Raw genomic sequence first — 17805 nt, forward strand, 5'->3', positions numbered from 1 at the left:
GTCCTAGTACACGTACTCCAGGAAGTCGGTGCCCAGCACCCGCATCGCCTCGAGCACCGCGAGCCGCCCCGACAGCTCGGCATCGTTGAACCGCATCGTCACCGCGTACGAGACCCCGCCCCGCGGCCCGGTGATCACGCCGGCCTCCGAACGGATGCCCGCATCCGTCCCCGTTTTGTTGAACAGCCGCAGCCCGTGGTCGGCCCCGACGTGCGCCAGCGGATCGAGCCCGAACGCCCCGGCCACCATCGACAGGTCGGTGCCGAGACTGAGCCAGCCGCGGACGAGCTGCGAGGTCGTCTCGTCGACGACCGTGCCCGCGTGCAGCCGCCCGAACAGGATGGCGAGCTCCCGCGCCGACCCCACCGAGAGCTGCGGGGCATCGTCGGGCCCCCGCTCCTCGCGCACGATGTCGAGCAGCAGGGTGCGGCGGAGGCCGAGCGACTCGGCCCGCGCCCGCACGGTGTCGAGCCCGATCCGCCGCAGCAGCACGTTGGTGGCGAGATTGTCGCTCGTCGCCCCGATCAGCGCCGCGAGGTCGCTCACGGGCAGCGCCGGCACCTGCAGGTGCTGCCAGAGGCCCGAGTCGCCGATCTCGTCGTTCGCGGTGCGGTTCAGGATGCTCAGCGCCTCCGCCCCGGGCCCGGGCCGCACGGGTCGCGGTCGCGACGCCGGCCGCGAGGCGTCGAACGACGAGCCGGACGAGCCGGTGCCCGCCCCGTCCCGCGCCGAGATGCGCGCCGCCACCTCGATCAGCAGCAGCACCTTGCCGATCGACGCCGTCGGCACCGAGAGGTGGTCGTCGACCGAGAACAGCACCTTGCCCGACCCCAGGTCGACCGCGCACGCGGTCACCTGCACGCCCGAGAGCGCGAGCTCGGTGAGCGACGCGAAGCCCTTGCGGAAGATGCCGCCGTCGTTCTCGATCGCGTCGGAGCGGCGCCCGCGGGGCGCGGCCTCGTCGCGGTCCTCCCGCGCCCGACGGCGGATCGACTCCGGCATGCTCAGCTGCTCCTCACCGCTTCATTCACCAGATGGTGACACGGTCGGCTGGGTCCAACCAGAGTCCGTCGGAGGACGCCACGTCGAAGGCGGCGTAGAACTCGTCGATGTTGCGCACGATCTGGTTGCAGCGGAACTCGTTCGGCGAGTGCGGGTCGATCGACAGCAGCCGGATGACCTCCTCGTCCCGCGACTTCTGCTGCCAGGCCTGCGCCCAGGACAGGAAGAAGCGCTGCGCCCCGGTCAGCCCGTCGATCACCGGCGGTTCGGCGCCGTCGAGCGAGATGAGGTAGGCCTTCCAGGCGATGCCGAGCCCGCCGAGGTCGCCGATGTTCTCGCCGATCGTCAGCGCGCCGTTGACGTGGTGGTCGGGCACCTGGGCCGGGGCGAGGGCGTCGTACTGCGCGATCAGCGACGAGGTCAGCTTCTCGAACGCCTCCCGGTCAGCCTCGGTCCACCAGTCGGTGAGCCGCCCGTCGCCGTCGAAGCGCGAGCCCTGGTCGTCGAAGCCGTGCCCGATCTCGTGCCCGATCACCGCGCCGATGGCGCCGTAGTTGGCCGCCGCATCCCGGGCCTCGTCGAAGAACGGGTGCTGCAGGATGGCCGCCGGGAACACGATCTCGTTGAAGCCCGGGTTGTAGTAGGCGTTGATCGTCTGCGGCGTCATGAACCACTCGTCGCGGTCGAGCGGCTTGCCGATCTTCCCCAGCTCGCGCTGGAACTCGAACTCGCTGGTGGCGCGCACGTTCGCGATCAGGTCGGTGGGGTCGATCGAGAGCGCCGAGTAGTCGCGCCAGCGCGCCGGGAAGCCGATCTTGGGGGTGAACTTGGCCAGCTTCTCGAGGGCGCGCTCGCGCGTGGCCGGGCTCATCCACTCGAGGGTCGAGATCGACTGGCGGTAGGCCTCGATCAGGTTGGCGACCAGCACGTCCATCGCCGCCTTCGCCGTCGGCGGGAAGTGCTTCTCGACGTAGATGCGGCCAACGGCCTCGCCCATCGAGCCCTCGACCAGCGAGACCCCGCGCTTCCAGCGATCCCGGATGCTCGGGGTGCCGGTGAGCGTGCGGGCGTAGAAGTCGAAGTTCTCCTCCACGAAGTCGCCCGAGAGGTAGGGCGCCCAGCCGTGCACGACGTTCCAGGCGAGCCAGTCCTTCCAGCTCTCCAGCGGCGCCTCGACGAAAGCGGCCGCGAGGCCGGTGACGAAGCTCGGCTCGCGCACGACGAGCTCGTCGAACACGCCCTCCGGGGCCTCGAGCGCATCGCGCCAGAGACCGATCAGCTCCGCGCCCGAGGTCGCGGACGAGGACGCGGACGCGGACGACGAGGCAGCCGGCAGCGACAGCAGCTCGCTCCAGCTGAGCAGGTTGTAGGTTGCCTGGGCGTCGCGGGTGCGCACGTTGTCCCAGTGCGAGGCGGCGAGCAGCGTCTCGAGCTCGAACACGCGCTGGGCGCGGCGGGGGGCCTCGTCGAGACCGGCGAGCCCGAGCATCCGCTCGATGTGGCCGACGTACGCCTCGCGCACCGAGGCGAACTTCTCGTCGCGGAAGTAGCTCTCGTCGGGCAGCGAGATGCCGCCCTGCTCGGCGAACACGAGGTAGCGCTCGGGGTTCCCCGGGTCGTTGTCGACGAAGAGCCTCAGGATGCCCGGCACGCCCTGCCGCTCGAGACGCCCCAGCGTGCGCGCGAGCGAGGCGCGGTCGTCGATGGCGTCGACCAGCGCGAGCTGCGGCTCGAGCGGTGCGGCGCCGAGGGCCTCGATGCGCTCCACGTCCATGAAGCTCGTGTAGAGGTCGCCGAACTTCCGCGCCTCGGTGCCCTCCGGGGCGTCGGTGGACTCCTCGATGATCGTGCGCACGGCCTTCTCGGCCTCTTCGGCGAGCACGTAGAACGAGCCGTAGCGGGCCTTGTCGTCGGGGATCGCGGTGCGGGCGATCCACCTGCCGTTGACATGGCGGAACAGGTCGTCCTGCGCGCGCACGGTGGGGTCGAGTTCGGTGAGGTCGATTCCGGATGCAGTCACGAGGCAACTCTACGCACCCACCCCTGACACCCATCCAGGGTCGGTGCGCGACGCGGGCCCGAGCCCATCCGGGGTGGCCGGCCGACGCGGGCCCGAACCCGTCCGGCGTCGGTGGCCCGATCTAGGCTGAGGGGATGCCGAGCCTCGATCGCGACATCCTGCGCCTCGCGGTGCCCGCGCTCGGCGCGCTCGTGGCCGAACCCCTCTTCCTGCTCACCGACACCGCCCTCGTCGGGCACCTCGGCGAGACCGAGCTCGCGGGCCTCGGCGTGGCGAGCACCCTGCTGCAGACCGCGGTGGGGCTGCTGATCTTCCTCGCCTACGCCACGACCCCCGCGGTGGCCCGGCGGCTCGGGGCGGGCGATCGGCCGGGCGCCGTGAAGGCCGGCATCGACGGCATGTGGCTCGCGCTCGGCATCGGCGTGCTGCTGGCGCTGGTGGCCTGGCCGCTCGCCGGCCCGCTGGTGGAGCTGTTCGGCTCGACCGCCGCGGTCTCGGCCGAGGCGACCACCTATCTGACGGTCTCGCTGATCGGCCTCCCCGGAATGCTCGTCGTGATCGCCGCCACCGGACTGCTCCGCGGCCTGCAGGACACCCGCACCCCGCTCGTCGTCGCCGTCTCGGGCTTCGCCGCCAACGCCGCCCTGAACGCGCTGCTGATCTACGGCGCCGGCTGGGGCATCGCGGGGTCGGCCGCCGGCACCGTGCTGGCGCAGTGGGGGATGGCCGCCGTCTACGTCGTGATGGCGGTGCGGGCGGCCCGCGCATCCGGTCTGTCGCTGCGACCGGGCCTCGACGGGGTGTCGGGCGCCGCCCTCGCGGGTGGCTGGCTGCTGCTGCGCACGGCCAGCCTGCGCACGGCGCTCGTGGCCTCGGTGGTCGTGGCCACGTCGCTCGGGGTGACCGAGCTCGCGGCGTTCCAGATCGCGCTGACGGTGTTCTCGACGCTGGCGTTCATCCTCGATGCGCTGGCGATCGCCGGGCAGGCACTGGTGGGGCACTCGCTCGGAGCCGACGAGGTCGACCGGGTGCACGCGGTCACACGGCGCCTGATCCGGTGGGGCGTCGGCTCGGGCGTGGTGCTCGGCGTGCTCGTTGCGGCGGCGGCGCCGTTCGCCGGGCCGGTGTTCAGCTCGTCGCCCGAGGTGCAGCAGGCAGTCTCGGCGACGCTGCTGACGATGGCCGCCGGCATCCCGCTGGCCGGCTTCGTGTTCGTGCTCGACGGGGTGCTGATCGGGGCGGGGGATGCGCGCTACCTCGCCCTGGCCGGCTTGCTCACCCTGGTGGCCTACCTGCCGCTGCTGGTCGTGGTCGACGTCGTGCGGCCGCCAGGCGTCGCGGGGCTGGTCTGGCTGTGGGTCGCGTTCGGCTTCGGCTACATCGGGGCGCGGGCGCTGACGCTCGGGCTCCGGGCGCGCGGATCACGGTGGATCGTGACGGGAGCGCCGGCGTAGACGCGCCACAGCTGCGCCACGCACGGCGCCGGGCTCGTGCGGCCCCGGCGGCCTAGACCTGCAGCGCGAGCCCCGGCACCGCCACGTCGATGTCCCCGTCGAAGTGAGCGGATGCGCGGGCCCGCGCCTCGTCGCCCGTGAGCGTCTCGGCGCGATGCGTCAGCACGAGCCGCGCCGCGCCCGCCGTCGTGGCGGTGCGACCGGCGTCCTCGGGGGTGTGGTGCGCCGGCACGCCGTCGGGCACCCGGTCGTAGCCGGCCTCCACGAGGAAGAGGTCGGCCCGCTCGCCGATCTCCTCGAGCGAGAGGCAGGGTGCCGAGTCGCCCGAGTAGGCGAAGCGCCGGCCGCCCTCCTCCACCGTGAGCCCGAACGCCGGTACCCCGTGCTGCACCGGACCCCACGAGAGCGAGAGGCTGCCGATCGTCGCGTCGGCGAAGCCGCTCATCGGCCGGTGCTCGAACACCCGCGGCAGCTCGTCGACCGAGTTCGGGCCGAGGTAGGCGGCGAGGCGCTCGAGCATCCCCTCGGGGGCGATCAAAGGGATCGGGCCGCCCGGCCGGTGCTCGGAGAAGCGCAGGGCGTAGTACGCCACCAGCAGGTCGGCCGAGTGGTCGGCGTGCCGGTGCGAGATGACGACGGCATCGAGCTGATCGAGCGTGATGTGGCGCTGCAGTTCGGCGAAGGTGCCGGTGCCGGCGTCGATCCAGACTGTCGTGCGCCCGCCGTCCACCGCGGGCTCACCCTGCAGGAGGTAGCCCGAGCAGGGGTCGTCCGGTCGCGGGTAGGGGGTCGCGGTGCCGAGCACGGTGAGGAGCATGCCCCTATCCTCCCGTGCGCGGCTCCGGGTTCCCGCCGACGGGTGGCTCGGCGGGCGGCTCGGCGGCCGGCTCCGCGGCCCGTTCGGCCGCTGCACCGCCCGCGTACTCGCGGAACAGCTCGTGCTCGCGCTCGCGCCGCGGATAGTAGAGGAACACCAGCACCGCCCCGACCAGCATGGTGAGCATCCCGGTCGCGTAGGCCCAGTCGGCCCCGTCGAGGAACGACTGCCGCGCGGCCGCGACGATGCCGTCGGCGTACTCGGGGTACTGCTTCGCGATCGACACCGCCCCGTCGAACGACTTCTGCAGCTGGGCGGCGACGCTCGAGGTCACCTCGCCCTGCACGTCGGCGGGAGCATCCGCTATCGACTTCGCGATGGCCGCCGCGTACCCGGCCGTGAGGATCGCCCCCAGTACCGACTGCATGATCGAGCCGCCGAGGTCGCGCTGCAGGTCGGAGGTGCCCGAGGCCATGCCCGCGCGCTCGACGGGCACCGAGTCGGTGAGCGAGCGCGACGACGGCGGGCCCGCGAGCCCCACGCCTATGCCGATCAGGCCGTAGCCGACGCCGACGGGCAGGTAGCTGATCCCGACGTCCCAGAACAGCAGCATCGTGAGGAACCCGAGCAGGCAGAACGCGAAGCCCAGCAGGAACACCATCCGCGCCCCGAACCGCAGCACCAGCCGGCTCGACAGCGGCGCCGCGAGCACCATCAGCAGGGCCGCGGGCAGGATGCTCGCCCCCGCCTCGAGCGCCGAGTACTGCAGCACGTTCTGCAGGAACAGCTGCCCCACGTACATCGCGCCCATCAGCGAGCCGAACACGATGATGCCCCCGACGGCCGCCACCCAGAAGGTGCGGCGGGCGGCAATGCGCAGGTCGTAGAGCGGATGCGCGGCCCGCCGCTGCCGCAGCACGAAGCCGGTGCCCGCCACCACCGCGACGGCACCGAGCCCGAGGGCGAACAGCTGCGCCCCGGGCACCGCGGCGAAGTTGATCGCCAGCACCAGCGCGGCCACCAGCACGATCGACAGCACTCCCCCGAGGTTGTCGACCGGATCGGTGCCCTCGTTCACCTTCGCGGGCACCACCAGCAGCACGATCACGAGCGTCACCGCGGCGAGCGGGATGGTCATCAGGAAGACCGCGCTCCAGTCGAAGACGCCGATCAGGTAGCCGGAGGCGAGCGGACCGAGCGCCGAGATGGCGCCGCCGAGACCCGACCAGAGGGCGATCGCGGCGATGCGCTTGGGCCCCGTCCAGAGCGCGGCGATCAGGGCGAGGGTGGTCGGGTAGGCCATGCCGGCCGCGACCCCGCCGAACACCCGGGCCAGGAAGAGCACCTCGATGCCGGGCGCGTAGGCGGCGATCAGTGCCGCGGGGATGCTCAGCGCGAGGCCGAGCACGAGCATCCGCTTGCGCCCGTAGCGGTCGCCGAGGGCGCCGAGGTAGAGCACGGAGCCCGCGAGGCCGAGCGAGAAGCCCACCGCCACGAGGTTGAGCGCGGTCTGCGAGGCGTCGAAGGCCTGGCCGATCGAGGGCAGGGCGACGTTGGCGACCGAGAGGTTGAGGTTGGCGACGCCCGAGGCGAGGATGAGCGCGAGCAGCACGAGGCCGCCGCGCGCGGGCGCGGTGCCGGCCGTGACGTTCCCGGCTGCCGTGGCGCCGGCTCGGCTCGCCGTGTCCCGTGCCGCTTCAGCCCCCATGCGCCGCCCCTCCCCGCGGATGCCCGGCGGCACCTGGCACGACAGTAGCGCCCCACCGCCCCGCCGTGCCAGAGCCCCGGTCAGGCGGGGACGGGCCCGGTCGTGTCGCCGAGACGCAGCTCGCACGCGAACTGGAGGGAGTGGGCCTCCTCGCCGGCGATCAGCGCCGCGACCGCCTCGCCCGCCGCGCGGCCCTTGTCGGCGGCCGGCTGGCGCATCGTGGTGAGCTCGTGGCCGGTCAGGCCGTCGATCCGCACGCCGTCGAAGCCGGTGACCGAGAGGTCGTCGGGCACCCGGAGCCCGCGCTCCTCGGCGGCCCGCAGCACGCCGACCGCGAGCAGGTCGCTCTGCGCCAGGATCGCGGTGGGCCGCTCGCCGGCGGGCACGTCGAGCAGTGCACCGGCCGCCGCGGCGCCGTTCTCGACCAGGTTGTAGCCTGCCGTGTAGGCCGTCAGCCCGGGGAAGACCCGGGCCGCACCCCGCAGCCGGTCGGCCGTCACCGGCGCCGTGATCGCCGGCAGCTCGTCGAGCGCCACCGGCCGCGAGACGCGCTCGGGGTCGACGCCGAGCAGCACGCTGCCCACCCGTCGGTGCCCGAGCGCGTGCAGGTGCCGGGCGAGCTCCTCGGAGGCGTTCACGTTGTCGAGACCGATGTCGACCACGCCCTCCCGCTCCCCGCCCTCGATCGAGACGAGCGGGATGCCCCGCCGCCCCAGCGCGGCGATGACGTCGTCGAGCACGGTGCTGCAGCCCATCAGAACGGCGGCGTCGACCGCGGCCGAGCGGATGCCCTCCCCCACCGCCCCCGTCTCGGTGAGCAGCAGCAGGCCGTTGCTGTCCACGCCGAGACCGTCGGCGATGCCGTCGAGCGTCTGCACGTTGACCGGGTCGCGGAACGCGTGCAGCAGCTTCTCGTCGAACACGATGCCCACCACCCCCGACCTCCCCTGCCGGAGCGACCGGGCCCGCGGGTCGGGGCCGCCGTAGCCCAGCTCGGCCGCCGCGGCGAGCACCCGTTCCTTCGTCGCCGGTGAGACCGGACCGGCACCGCTGAAGGCGAGCGAGGCCGTGGAGCGGGACACGCCGGCCCGTTGCGCCACGTGCGACAGGGTCGCCCGGTGCGCGCCTTGCGATCCGCCGGTCATGCTGGATACTGTAGTCGAATCGATTCGATCGAAACGATTCGATTTCACGACGATTGCCCGGCCCCACCCCGAGTCACCGAGGATTCCCATGACGACCACGACGCTCACGCTCCGTCAGCTGCACGCCTGGCGCAATGCGATCTTCGTCATCTTCGCCCTGAGCGGGGTCTCCATCGCGAGCTGGGTCGCCCGGCTGCCGGCCGTGCGCGACCAGCTCGGCATCGACACCGCGCAGGTGGGCCTGCTCATCTTCGCGATGTCGGCGGGCTCGGTGATCGGGCTCATCGCGGCGCCGCCGATCATGGCGCGCATCGGCGCCCGAGCCGGCATGGTGATCGTGCTGGGTCTCGTCTCCGTGGGCCTCGTCGGCATCGGTCTCGGCACCGACACCCTCGTCAGCCCCGCCGTCGTGGCGATCGGCCTCGCGTTCTTCGGCTTCGGCAACGGAGCGGTCGACGTGATGATGAACGTCGAGGGCGCTGCCGCCGAGCGCGCGATCGGCAAGACGCTGATGCCCCTCATGCACGCCTTCTTCAGCTTCGGAACCGTGGCCGGCGCCGGCATCGGGGCCCTCGCCTCCGCTCTCTCGGTGCCCGTGATCGCCCACCTCGCGGTGATGGCCGTCGTGGTGCTCGTGGCGGTGGTCGTCGCCATCCGCTTCGTGCCGAAGGGGGTCGAGGCCGCCGAGCTCGACGACTCCCCGAAGAAGCCGCTGCGCGAGCGCGTCGTCGAGTCGCTCGGCGTGTGGCGCGACGTGCGGCTGCTCGCCATCGGCCTGATCATGCTCGGCATGGCCTTCGCCGAGGGCTCGGCGAACGACTGGCTCGCCATCGCCATGGTCGACGGCTACGACCAGTCCAACACCACGGGCGCGATCGCGTTCGGCGTCTTCACCGTCTCGATGACGGTCGGCCGCGTCGCGGGCGGTCCGGTGCTCGACCGCTTCGGGCGGGTGCCCGTGCTGCGGGTGAGCGCCGCGCTGGCCGTGCTCGGCCTGCTGCTGTTCATCTTCGCCCCCGCGCCCTGGCTCGCCTTCGTCGGCGCCGCGTTCTGGGCGCTCGGCTCGTCGCTCGGCTTCCCGGTCGGCATGTCGGCGGCTGCCGACACCCCCGACCCCCAGCGTTCGGCCGCCCGCGTCAGCGCGGTCGCGATCATCGGTTACACCGCGTTCCTCGTGGGCCCGCCGGTGATCGGCCTGCTCGGCCACGAGTTCGGCATCCTGAACGGCCTGCTGCTCGTGCTGGTGCTCGTCGTGCTCGCGGGCCTCGCCTCGCCCGCCGCGCGTGAGCGCGCACCTCTCGAGGCCGCTCCCCGCCCCTGACCGCGGGCGGCGGGTGCCGGGCGGGCGGTTACGCTCTACTGGTGCGTCTCGTCATTGCCACCTGTTCCGTCGACTACGCCGGCCGCCTCAGCGCCCACCTCCCGCTCGCGAAGCGGCTGCTGATGCTGAAGAGCGACGGCAGCATCCTGGTGCACTCCGACGGCGGCAGTTACAAGCCGCTGAACTGGATGAGCCCGCCCTGCAGCATCACCGTGCAGGAGCCCGACGCCGACCAGGCCGAGGCGGGCATCACCGAGCTCTGGAAGGTGACGCAGAAGAAGACCGACGATGTGCTCGTCGTCTCGCTCTACGACATCGAGCACGACTCGGCGCACGAGCTCGGTATCGACCCGGGTCTCGTCAAGGACGGCGTCGAGGCGCACCTGCAGAAGCTCCTCGCCGAGCAGATCGACCTCCTCGGCGACGGCCACACGCTGGTGCGACGCGAGTACATGACCGCGATCGGCCCCGTCGACATCCTGGCGCGCGACTCGGCCGGGGCATCCGTCGCCGTCGAGATCAAGCGCCGCGGCGACATCGACGGCGTCGAGCAGCTCACCCGCTACCTCGAGCTGATGAACCGCGACCCGCACCTCGCGCCCGTGCAGGGCGTCTTCGCCGCGCAGGAGATCAAGCCGCAGGCGCGCACGCTCGCGCTCGACCGCGGCATCCGCTGCGTCACGCTCGACTACGACGCCATGCGCGGCCTCGACGACGCCGACTCCCGCCTCTTCTGAGTCAGCGGCCTGGATAGGGTTGGGGGGTGGCTTCCCGCAGACCGGCCTTCCCCAAGTCGTACTCGAACCGGCCGCTGCGCAAGGCGCTCGAGACCTTCGCGGCGCTGCCGAACCGCACCACGCTCGACGCCCTCCTGAAAGCGATGCGCACGGGCGGCCTCGTGGTCGACATCACCGGCACGACGGATGCGGCCGACCCTCAGCTGCGCACGGTCCTGTCCACGACGGGTGAGCTGGTGCTGCCGCTGTTCACCTCCATCTCCGAGCTGCGACTCGCCGTCCCCGAGGAGCAGCGGGCCGCCGCCCAGGCGATGATCCTGCCGGCTCAGGATGCGCTGGCCCTCGTCTCGACCGCCGACTTCGTCGCCGTGCAGTTCGACGCCGGAACCCTGGGCCAGGTCGTCAAGCGCGAGTTCGTCGAGGCCTGAAGGTCGGGCTCGGGCATCCGCTCGCTGCACCCGACTGACGAGCGACTTCTCAGGCGGTGAAAGCGAGCGCCAGGGTGGCCAGCGGCACGATGATCACGACCGCGATCAGGCCGAGACCCATGAAGCGCGGCCACGAGATCGTGACGCCGAGGGCCGTGAGGCGCTGGTGCCAGAGCAGGGTCGCGAGCGATGCCCACGGCGTGACGAGCGGCCCGAGGTTGACGCCGATCAGCAGGGCGACCAGGCGCAGCTGGCTGCCGGCCTGCGGTTCGAGCACGAGGTAGGCCGGCAGGTTGTTGATGCCGTTGGCACTGACCGCCGCGACCGCGGCGAGGTGAAGCAGGCTCAGCGGGTCGTCGCCCGAGCCGCTGACGGAGGCGAGCAGGTCCTCGAGGCCGTGCGCGTGCGCGGCCTCGACCAGCACGAACAGCCCGAACGCGATGCCGAGCGCCTGCCAGGGCACGAGCGAGACCGAGATCGCCTCGCGCCGGCGCAGCAGGAACGCGCCGAGCAGCAGCACCGCCGCCACGCCCGCGACCCAGGCGACCTCGAGGCCCGAGACGAGCATCGGCAGCAGCAGCACGACGATGACCGCCGAGTAGACGAGTAGGCCGCGATCCCGGATGGGCGTGCGCTCAGGGGCGAGGTAGCGCCCGACGAGCCGCGAGCGGTAGACCACGGAGAGGATGACGACGCTCACGACCACGCCGACCAGCGCCGGCGCCCACACGATGCCGAGGAACTGCACCGGCCCGCCCTCGAAGGAGCGCGCCGCCAGCAGGTTGGTCAGGTTCGAGACCGGGAGGAAGAGGGAGGCGGTGTTCGCCAGCCACACGGTCGCCAGCGCGAACGGGATCGGCGAGACCCCCACGTGCAGCGCCAGCACCACGACCACGGGGGTCACCAGCACGGCGGTCGTGTCGAGCGAGAGGAAGGCCGTGCTGACCACGGCGAGCGCGATCACGAGCAGCCAGAGCGCCCAGATCCGGCCGCGGCCCCAGCCCGCGATGCGTTCGGCAAGCGCGGTGAACACGCCGGCGTCGCTGGCCAGCTCGGCGACGATCGTGATGGCGATGACGAAGGCGAGCACGGGGGCGACGCGCTCGACCAGCGCGGTGAAGTCGGGCCACGGCAGCACGCCGGTGGCGACCACGACGACCGCCCCGGCGAGCAGGAGCAGCGTGATGACCACGGGGGCGCGGCGGGCGAGGGAAGCGACCATTTCAGGGGGAGTCTAGGGCGGCGAAGCTGCGGGCCCGCTCCGATCGTCCGCGGGGCGACTCTAGGATTGGGCGGGTGACTCAGCAGAACCCGTCCAAGCCGTGGTCGTGCATCCTCTTCGACCTCGACGGAACCATCACCGACTCCGCCCCGGGGATCATCGGCCGGCTCTCGCGCACCCTTCAGGCGATGGGGCGCCCGGTGCCGCTGCCGGCGGAGCTCGTGGCGTTCGTGGGGCCGCCGATCCTCGACGGGTTCCGTGACGTGGCGTCGATGACCGAGGCCGAGGCGCGCGAGGCGCTCGTGGTGTACCGCGGCCTCGCCGCCTCGGAGGGCCCGCAGGACGACGCCCGCGTGTACCCGGGGATGATCGGCCTCGTCCGTTCGCTGCATGCCGCGGGCATCCCGCTCGCCATCGCCACCTCGAAGTCGGAGACGCAGGCGCTGCGCATCCTCGAGCACCTCGACGTGGCCGACTGCTTCGAGGTGATCTGCGGCTCGTCGGAGGACGAGACCCGCAGCGCCAAGGCCGACGTCGTGGAGGAGGCGCTCCGCCGCCTGCGCGAGCAGTCGATCGACCTGACGAACCTCGTGATGGTCGGCGACCGCGAGCACGACATCATCGGCGCCGCGGCCCACGGCGTGCCGGTCATCATGGTCGAGTGGGGCTACGGCTCCCCGGCCGAGTCGGTCGGCGCGATCGGCGTCGTGCACTCGGTCGACCAGCTCCGCACGGCCCTCCTCTAGCCCGTCCGCACGCCGGCGACCCGCCCCTCGTCGTGAGCCGGGGCGGGTCGCGGCGTGCGCGCAGCGTGTCGTCAGCCGTGCAGACGACGGCGACGGATGCCCAGCACCACCGCCGCGGCCCCACCGACGAGCATCACGAGGCCGAAGCCCGACGCGACCATCGGGTCCGCACCGGTGCTCGCGAGCGACACCCCCGGGCCCGTGTTGCCGCCCCGACCGCTGCCGGATCCGATGCCGGCCGACCCCGACCCACCGGCACCCGGCGCGCCCGATGCGGACGGCGTGGCGGTCGACGTGGAGGTCGGGGTCGGCGTCGCGGTCGAGGTCGGAGTCGCGGTGGCGGTCGGCGTGGGCGTCGGAGTCGGCGTCGGCACCGCGGTCGCCGCCGCCGTGAACGGAAGTGCCACGACGACGCTCGGCGCCTCCGGGTTGCCGTTCATCGTGCGCCCGGTGATGGTGACGGCGCCCGAGAACGTGCCCGCCGCCGTCGGGGTGAAGGTCAGGTCGACGGTCGCACTCTCCATCGGCCGGTACGTGGTGCCCGCACCGAACGACGACCCCGTCACCCGCACCGTGCCCACGGTCGCCCCGCTGCTGTCGGTGACCTTCACTTCGCCCTCGCCGAACGACAGCGGATCGATGCCACCGACCATCAGTGTCAGTCGCCGGGTCACGGCCATGCCGACCTTCACCGACCCGAACCCGAGCGTCGCCGACCCGTCCGGAGTCGCGATGTCGAAGTGCGCCCGGGCGGTCGTCAGCGACTCCGAGTGGAAGTTCAGGGTGAGCGGCATCGATCCGACCCGATCGTTCGACACGAGCATCAGCGTCACCGCCTGATTCGCGACCGTCGGGGCCGGCGGCGCCGTGAGGGTGACCGAGATCGTACGCCGCTGGCCGGGGGCGATCACGTTCCCGCCCACGATCGTGGTCGAGGTGAGGGCGAACGGCGAGGTGAGCGCCGAGAGCGGCGCCGGATCGATGGTGATCGAGTCGATGCCGTCGTTGAGGAGCTCGATCGTGCGCGGGATGACGCTCCCCTGCTTCACGTACCCGAAGTCGGGAGTCAGGACGGGCAGCGAGACCGAGATCTGATCCCCCGGCGCCGCCGAGGCGGGAGCGACCGCCCCGCCGAGCATCGCCGCGGCGAGAAGGGCACCCGCGAAGACGGCGGCGGTACGAGATCGGTGCAGGGAGAACATGGCCCCAAACTGCCGCAGAAAGCGCGAAGGGCGTTATGAGCAATCACTACTCACGGCGCAGCGGGCCCGCACCCATGAACCCTCCGTAGGCTGGACCCATGGACGGATTCGACCTGCTCCCGAGCGCGATCATCCTCGGCGCCGTCCTCGTCACGCTGGCCGCCGCCTCCACGGTGCTCCGCCGCCGCGGCACGCGGCAGCGCACGGCCGAGGCCCAGCGCCGCACCGTCGCCCCCACCCGCCTCCCGGTCGACGAACTGATCAAGCGCGCGAACATCCAGCTCGTGCAGATGGACGACGCCGTCCGCGACGCCGCCGACGAGCTCGAGTTCGCCCGCGCCGAGTTCGGCGACTCCGCCGTGCACGACTTCGCCGAGGCGCTCGACACCGCGAAGAAGCGCGCCTCCGAGGCCTTCGCCCTCAAGCAGCGCCTCGACGACTCCGTGCTCGACACCGAGCAGGAGCAGCGCGACTGGAGCAAGCGCATCCTCTCCCTCAGCGACGCGGCCCTCGCCCTCGTCACCACGCAGACCCGCGCGATCACCGACCGGCGCCGCACCGAGACCGCCGCCCCCGACACGCTGGCCCGCCTCGGCGACCGCACCGCCGAGGCCCGCGCGCGCGTGCCGCTGGCCACCGCCACCCTCGCCGAACTCCACGACGCCTACGACCCGGCAGCCCTCGAGTCGGTCGAAGGCGCCGATGACCGCGCGCGGCAGGCGCTCGACGCAGCCGACGCCGCCCGAGCGGAGGCCCACGACAGCCTCGAGACCGCCGCCGTCGCCCCCGTGGGTAAAGAGGTGCAGCGCGCCGAGGCGCTCCTCCGCGAGGCCGTCGCCCTCCTCGATTCCGTCGACCGCACGCGTGACGCCCTCCGCCAGGCCCGCCTCGACCGGGCCTCCGCCCTCGACGCCGCAGCGTCCCGGCTGCGCGACGCCGACGAGCTGCGACAGAAGGTCGCCGCCCCCGACGCCGCCCAGCGCATCCTCGACGCCGAGAAGCGGATGCGCGACACCGTCGCCCTGGCCGAGACCCGCCGCCCCGCGCATCCGGCCGCCGACATCGATGCCCTCGACGCCGCGGCCGCCGAGCTCGACCACGCCCTCGCGACCGCGCGCACCGCCCAGCAGCGCCTGGACTCGGCGCGCGAGGCCCTCGTCGGCGCCCTCGCCATCGCCGAGAGCCACATCCGCACGGCGAGCGAGCTCATCTCCTCCCGCCGGGGCGGCGTCGGCACGGATGCCCGCACCCGCCTCGCGGCCGCCGAGCGCGAGCTGCAGCTCGCCCGCCTCGAGGCCGACCCCGTCGCCGCCCTCGACGGAGCCCGGCGCGCCGCCACCCTCGCGACCGACGCCGACGCCCTCGCCCGCTACGACACGATGCACGCCCGCTGATGACACGCCCGCTGATGACACGCTCTGATGCACGCACGCTGACGGGAACCCGCTGATGGCGACCCGACCCAGACGCCCGATCGGCCGCATCCTGAAACCCGTCGCCCTCGCGATCGCGACCCTCCTCGTCGCCGTCGTCGTCGGCTTCCTCGTCGACGCCCACACCACCTACGCCGCCGAACTCGAACCCGTGCAGGCGGTCGCCGCCGACCCCGCCGTCGACATCGCCTGGACCCACGGCGACGTCGTGATGACCCCGACCGGCCCCGCGAACGGCACCGGCCTCGTCTTCCTCGCGGGCGCGAAGGTCGACCCGCTCGCCTACGCGGACAAGCTCAGCGGCATCGTCGACGCCGGCACGACCGTGGTGATCGTGCGCCCGATCCTCAACTTCGCGATCTTCGAGTTCCGCCCGTTCAGCACCTTCACCGACCTCGCGCCGGGCGTCGACGACTGGTACGTCGGCGGCCACTCCCTCGGCGGCGTCAAGGCCTGCCAGTACGCCACCGACGCCGACGTCCGGGGCCTCGTGCTCCTCGGCTCCTACTGCGCCGGCGACCTCAGCGACAGCGGCATCCCCGTCCTCTCCGTCTCGGGCAGCGAAGACGGACTCAGCACCCCCGCGAAGATCGACGCCTCCCGCGCCGACCTCCCCGCCGACGCCCGCTTCGTCGTGATCGAGGGCGCGAACCACGCCTCCTTCGGCGACTACGGCCCCCAGCCGGGCGACGGCACGGCCTCGATCGACGACGAGCGGATGCGCGCCCGGCTCACCACGGCCCTCGACGACTTCCTCGCCGCCCCCTGAGCGGCGCGGCGCCCCGCGACACCGCGAAGCCCACGAAGAACGCCGAAACCACCACCGGAAACGACGAATGCCGGCCCCCGGAGGTACTCCTCCAGCCGACCGGCATCCCATTCGTCCGTGCGCGAGGGGGGACTTGAACCCCCACGCCCTTGCGGGCACTGGCACCTGAAGCCAGCGCGTCTGCCAATTCCGCCACTCGCGCGAACTAGGAGAGATTAGCACGCGCGCGAGGCAGGTGCGAAACCGGGCGGGAAGGGCCCCGCCACGGGTCCGCGAAGCGCTGAGAGTGCATTAACACCCAAGACAAGTAACATCGACGTAGCATTCACGCCTTAAAGAGCCCGCGCCGCCTGCGCGGAGCATCGAACGACACCCCGACGCCTCCCTCCCGAGGCCGAGCGATGCCGGGAGAACAGGAAACGGAGAGACGTGGGAATACTGGACAACTTCGAGAAGGGTCTCGAGCGCGCCGTCAACGGCGCCTTCGCGAAGACCTTCCGCTCGGGGCTCCAGCCGGTCGAGATCTCCTCCGCGCTGAAGCGCGAGCTCGACACCAAGGCGGCCGTCGTCTCGCGCGACCGCATCCTCGCGCCCAACAGCTTCCGCGTGCTCCTCGCCACCAGCGACTACGAGCGCATGACGGGCATCGGACCGACCCTCCTCGACGACCTGAACCAGATCGTCCAGCAGCACGCCTCCCAGCAGGGCTTCCAGTTCGCGGGCGGCGTCTCGATCGAGCTGGTCGACGACCCCAAGCTAACGACGGGTGTCATCCAGATCGACTCGGCCAACGTGCAGAGCGAGGTCAGGTGGATGCCCGTGCTCGACGTCGCGGGCCGCCGCCACCCGATCACCAAGGCGCGCACCGTGGTGGGGCGCGGGAGCGACGCCGACATCACGATCGACGACACCGGCACCTCCCGCAAGCACGTCGAGATCCTGTGGGACGGGCAGCACGCCCAGGCACGCGACCTCGGCTCGACCAACGGCTCGCAGCTGAACGGCCGGCCGTTCCAGCGCGCCAACCTCGATCCCGACTCGGTCATCCAGATCGGCCGCACGACCATCGTCTTCCGCATCGTCCCGCAGACCGGGCCGGCGGGCGCAGCCGCCCCCCGGAGCACGCCGGGAAGCGCTCCGGGCGGCGCTCCGGGAAACGGCTCCCCCGACGCCGGCGGATTCTGGCGGTAGGCGGGCCATGAGCGAACTCACACTCCTCATCCTGCAGCTGGCCTTCCTGGCCCTGCTCTGGGTGTTCATCTTCATCGTCGTCTACGCGATGCGCTCCGACCTGTTCGGCCAGCGCGTGCGCAAGCTGCGCGGCGACGCGGCGCCCGCCTCGGCCGGAGCCGGTGCAGCCGGCGCCGCCGCCGGGGCCAGGTCCTCGAACGCCCAGCAGGCCCCCGCCCCGCAGACGCCCGCGACACCGGCTCCCCCCGCACCGAAGGTCCCCACCTTCGTCCCGGCCCCCGGCACCGAGCTCTCCGGCCCGCCCCGCGCCAGCACGGCCAACGCGCGCCGCCTCGTCATCACCTCCGGCCCGAAGAACGGCAGCGAGATCCCGCTCGGCACCGAGCCGCTCACCATCGGCCGCTCGAGCGACTCGAGCGTGGTCATCCGCGACGACTACACCTCCACCCATCACGCCCGCCTGATGGTCTGGGGCGAGGAGTGGGTCATCCAGGACCTCGACTCCACCAACGGCACCTTCCTCGACGGCCAGCGCGTCACCTCCCCCGTCCACGTTCCCCTGAACACGCCGATCCGCATCGGCGCCACGAGCTTCGAACTGCGGCGGTAG

General features: G+C 72.5%; 16 protein-coding genes and 1 tRNA gene. 9 read left to right on the top strand and 8 right to left on the bottom strand.

From position 1 onward, the window contains the following. Positions 1–3: 3 nt before the first annotated feature. Positions 4–1002, bottom strand: a complete 999-nt coding sequence (locus HQQ85_RS08305) for a serine hydrolase (RefSeq protein ID WP_173182064.1) — start codon at positions 1000–1002, stop codon at positions 4–6. Between the two features lie 25 nt (positions 1003–1027). Then, positions 1028–3022 (bottom strand): M13-type metalloendopeptidase, encoded by a 1995-nt coding sequence (locus HQQ85_RS08310; protein WP_173182065.1) that lies wholly within the window; start codon positions 3020–3022, stop codon positions 1028–1030. A gap of 134 nt (positions 3023–3156) precedes the next feature. Here HQQ85_RS08310 and HQQ85_RS08315 point away from each other — a divergent pair, with 134 nt between their 5' ends. Continuing rightward, on the top strand, positions 3157–4476 hold the full coding sequence (locus tag HQQ85_RS08315) for an MATE family efflux transporter (protein WP_173182066.1): 1320 nt from the start codon (positions 3157–3159) through the stop codon (positions 4474–4476). Between the two features lie 52 nt (positions 4477–4528). Here HQQ85_RS08315 and HQQ85_RS08320 read toward each other — a convergent pair whose 3' ends face one another. From HQQ85_RS08320 to HQQ85_RS08330, 3 genes are all read right to left on the bottom strand, one after another. After that, entirely contained in the window at positions 4529–5293 is a 765-nt protein-coding gene (locus HQQ85_RS08320; RefSeq protein ID WP_173182067.1) for an MBL fold metallo-hydrolase, read from the bottom strand. A 4-nt stretch (positions 5294–5297) separates the two neighbouring features. Beyond that, on the bottom strand, positions 5298–7001 hold the full coding sequence (locus HQQ85_RS08325; RefSeq protein ID WP_173182068.1) for an MFS transporter: 1704 nt from the start codon (positions 6999–7001) through the stop codon (positions 5298–5300). Between the two features lie 80 nt (positions 7002–7081). Next, positions 7082–8146: a LacI family DNA-binding transcriptional regulator gene (locus HQQ85_RS08330; protein WP_173182069.1), complete on the bottom strand. Its 1065-nt coding sequence runs from the start codon at positions 8144–8146 to the stop codon at positions 7082–7084. 52 nt (positions 8147–8198) lie between these two features. On the opposite strand from HQQ85_RS08330, the gene HQQ85_RS08335 reads away from it, so the two are divergent. From HQQ85_RS08335 to HQQ85_RS08345, 3 genes are read left to right on the top strand one after another with little or no spacing between them, the layout of a single operon-like run. Next, positions 8199–9467, top strand: coding sequence for an MFS transporter (locus HQQ85_RS08335; RefSeq protein WP_371741883.1), 1269 nt, complete (start codon positions 8199–8201; stop codon positions 9465–9467). A gap of 41 nt (positions 9468–9508) precedes the next feature. Then, the gene (gene nucS / locus HQQ85_RS08340; protein WP_173182071.1) at positions 9509–10204 is read left to right on the top strand and encodes an endonuclease NucS; all 696 of its coding nucleotides are present in this window, start codon (positions 9509–9511) and stop codon (positions 10202–10204) included. A gap of 26 nt (positions 10205–10230) precedes the next feature. Beyond that, on the top strand, positions 10231–10632 hold the full coding sequence (locus HQQ85_RS08345) for an SseB family protein (RefSeq protein ID WP_173182072.1): 402 nt from the start codon (positions 10231–10233) through the stop codon (positions 10630–10632). Positions 10633–10681: 49 nt separating this feature from the next. Here HQQ85_RS08345 and HQQ85_RS08350 read toward each other — a convergent pair whose 3' ends face one another. Further along, positions 10682–11854, bottom strand: coding sequence for an SLC13 family permease (locus HQQ85_RS08350; protein ID WP_173182073.1), 1173 nt, complete (start codon positions 11852–11854; stop codon positions 10682–10684). A 74-nt stretch (positions 11855–11928) separates the two neighbouring features. Between HQQ85_RS08350 and HQQ85_RS08355 the strand changes: the two genes are divergently transcribed. Further along, positions 11929–12600: an HAD hydrolase-like protein gene (locus HQQ85_RS08355; RefSeq protein ID WP_173182074.1), complete on the top strand. Its 672-nt coding sequence runs from the start codon at positions 11929–11931 to the stop codon at positions 12598–12600. Between the two features lie 71 nt (positions 12601–12671). On the opposite strand, the gene HQQ85_RS08360 is transcribed toward HQQ85_RS08355, so the two are convergent. Beyond that, positions 12672–13802: a hypothetical protein gene (locus tag HQQ85_RS08360; protein ID WP_173181765.1), complete on the bottom strand. Its 1131-nt coding sequence runs from the start codon at positions 13800–13802 to the stop codon at positions 12672–12674. Between the two features lie 98 nt (positions 13803–13900). Here HQQ85_RS08360 and HQQ85_RS08365 point away from each other — a divergent pair, with 98 nt between their 5' ends. Continuing rightward, the gene (locus HQQ85_RS08365; RefSeq protein WP_173182075.1) at positions 13901–15196 is read left to right on the top strand and encodes a hypothetical protein; all 1296 of its coding nucleotides are present in this window, start codon (positions 13901–13903) and stop codon (positions 15194–15196) included. Positions 15197–15251: 55 nt separating this feature from the next. Beyond that, a complete protein-coding gene (locus HQQ85_RS08370; RefSeq protein ID WP_173182076.1) occupies positions 15252–16004 on the top strand; it encodes an alpha/beta hydrolase in 753 nt (250 codons plus the stop codon). Positions 16005–16122: 118 nt separating this feature from the next. Here the strand turns inward: HQQ85_RS08370 and HQQ85_RS08375 are convergent. Further along, positions 16123–16206, bottom strand: a tRNA-Leu gene (locus tag HQQ85_RS08375). A 227-nt stretch (positions 16207–16433) separates the two neighbouring features. Here HQQ85_RS08375 and HQQ85_RS08380 point away from each other — a divergent pair. After that, positions 16434–17195: an FhaA domain-containing protein gene (locus tag HQQ85_RS08380; protein ID WP_173182077.1), complete on the top strand. Its 762-nt coding sequence runs from the start codon at positions 16434–16436 to the stop codon at positions 17193–17195. Between the two features lie 7 nt (positions 17196–17202). Beyond that, positions 17203–17805, top strand: a complete 603-nt coding sequence (locus tag HQQ85_RS08385) for an FHA domain-containing protein (protein WP_173182078.1) — start codon at positions 17203–17205, stop codon at positions 17803–17805.

Source organism: Herbiconiux sp. VKM Ac-2851 (assembly GCF_013205105.1).
Taxonomy (GTDB): Bacteria; Actinomycetota; Actinomycetes; order Actinomycetales; family Microbacteriaceae; genus Herbiconiux; species Herbiconiux flava.

What these genes read in the sequence shown, in the direction of transcription:
- HQQ85_RS08305 (WP_173182064.1), bottom strand. Translation starts at nt 1,002, where the DNA reads ATGCCGGAGTCGATCCGCCGTCGGGCGCGGGAGGACCGCGACGAGGCC.
- HQQ85_RS08315 (WP_173182066.1), top strand. Translation starts at nt 3,157, where the DNA reads ATGCCGAGCCTCGATCGCGACATCCTGCGCCTCGCGGTGCCCGCGCTC.
- HQQ85_RS08320 (WP_173182067.1), bottom strand. Translation starts at nt 5,293, where the DNA reads ATGCTCCTCACCGTGCTCGGCACCGCGACCCCCTACCCGCGACCGGAC.
- HQQ85_RS08325 (WP_173182068.1), bottom strand. Translation starts at nt 7,001, where the DNA reads ATGGGGGCTGAAGCGGCACGGGACACGGCGAGCCGAGCCGGCGCCACG.
- HQQ85_RS08330 (WP_173182069.1), bottom strand. Translation starts at nt 8,146, where the DNA reads ATGACCGGCGGATCGCAAGGCGCGCACCGGGCGACCCTGTCGCACGTG.
- HQQ85_RS08350 (WP_173182073.1), bottom strand. Translation starts at nt 11,854, where the DNA reads ATGGTCGCTTCCCTCGCCCGCCGCGCCCCCGTGGTCATCACGCTGCTC.
- HQQ85_RS08360 (WP_173181765.1), bottom strand. Translation starts at nt 13,802, where the DNA reads ATGTTCTCCCTGCACCGATCTCGTACCGCCGCCGTCTTCGCGGGTGCC.
- HQQ85_RS08365 (WP_173182075.1), top strand. Translation starts at nt 13,901, where the DNA reads ATGGACGGATTCGACCTGCTCCCGAGCGCGATCATCCTCGGCGCCGTC.
- HQQ85_RS08370 (WP_173182076.1), top strand. Translation starts at nt 15,252, where the DNA reads ATGGCGACCCGACCCAGACGCCCGATCGGCCGCATCCTGAAACCCGTC.
- HQQ85_RS08385 (WP_173182078.1), top strand. Translation starts at nt 17,203, where the DNA reads ATGAGCGAACTCACACTCCTCATCCTGCAGCTGGCCTTCCTGGCCCTG.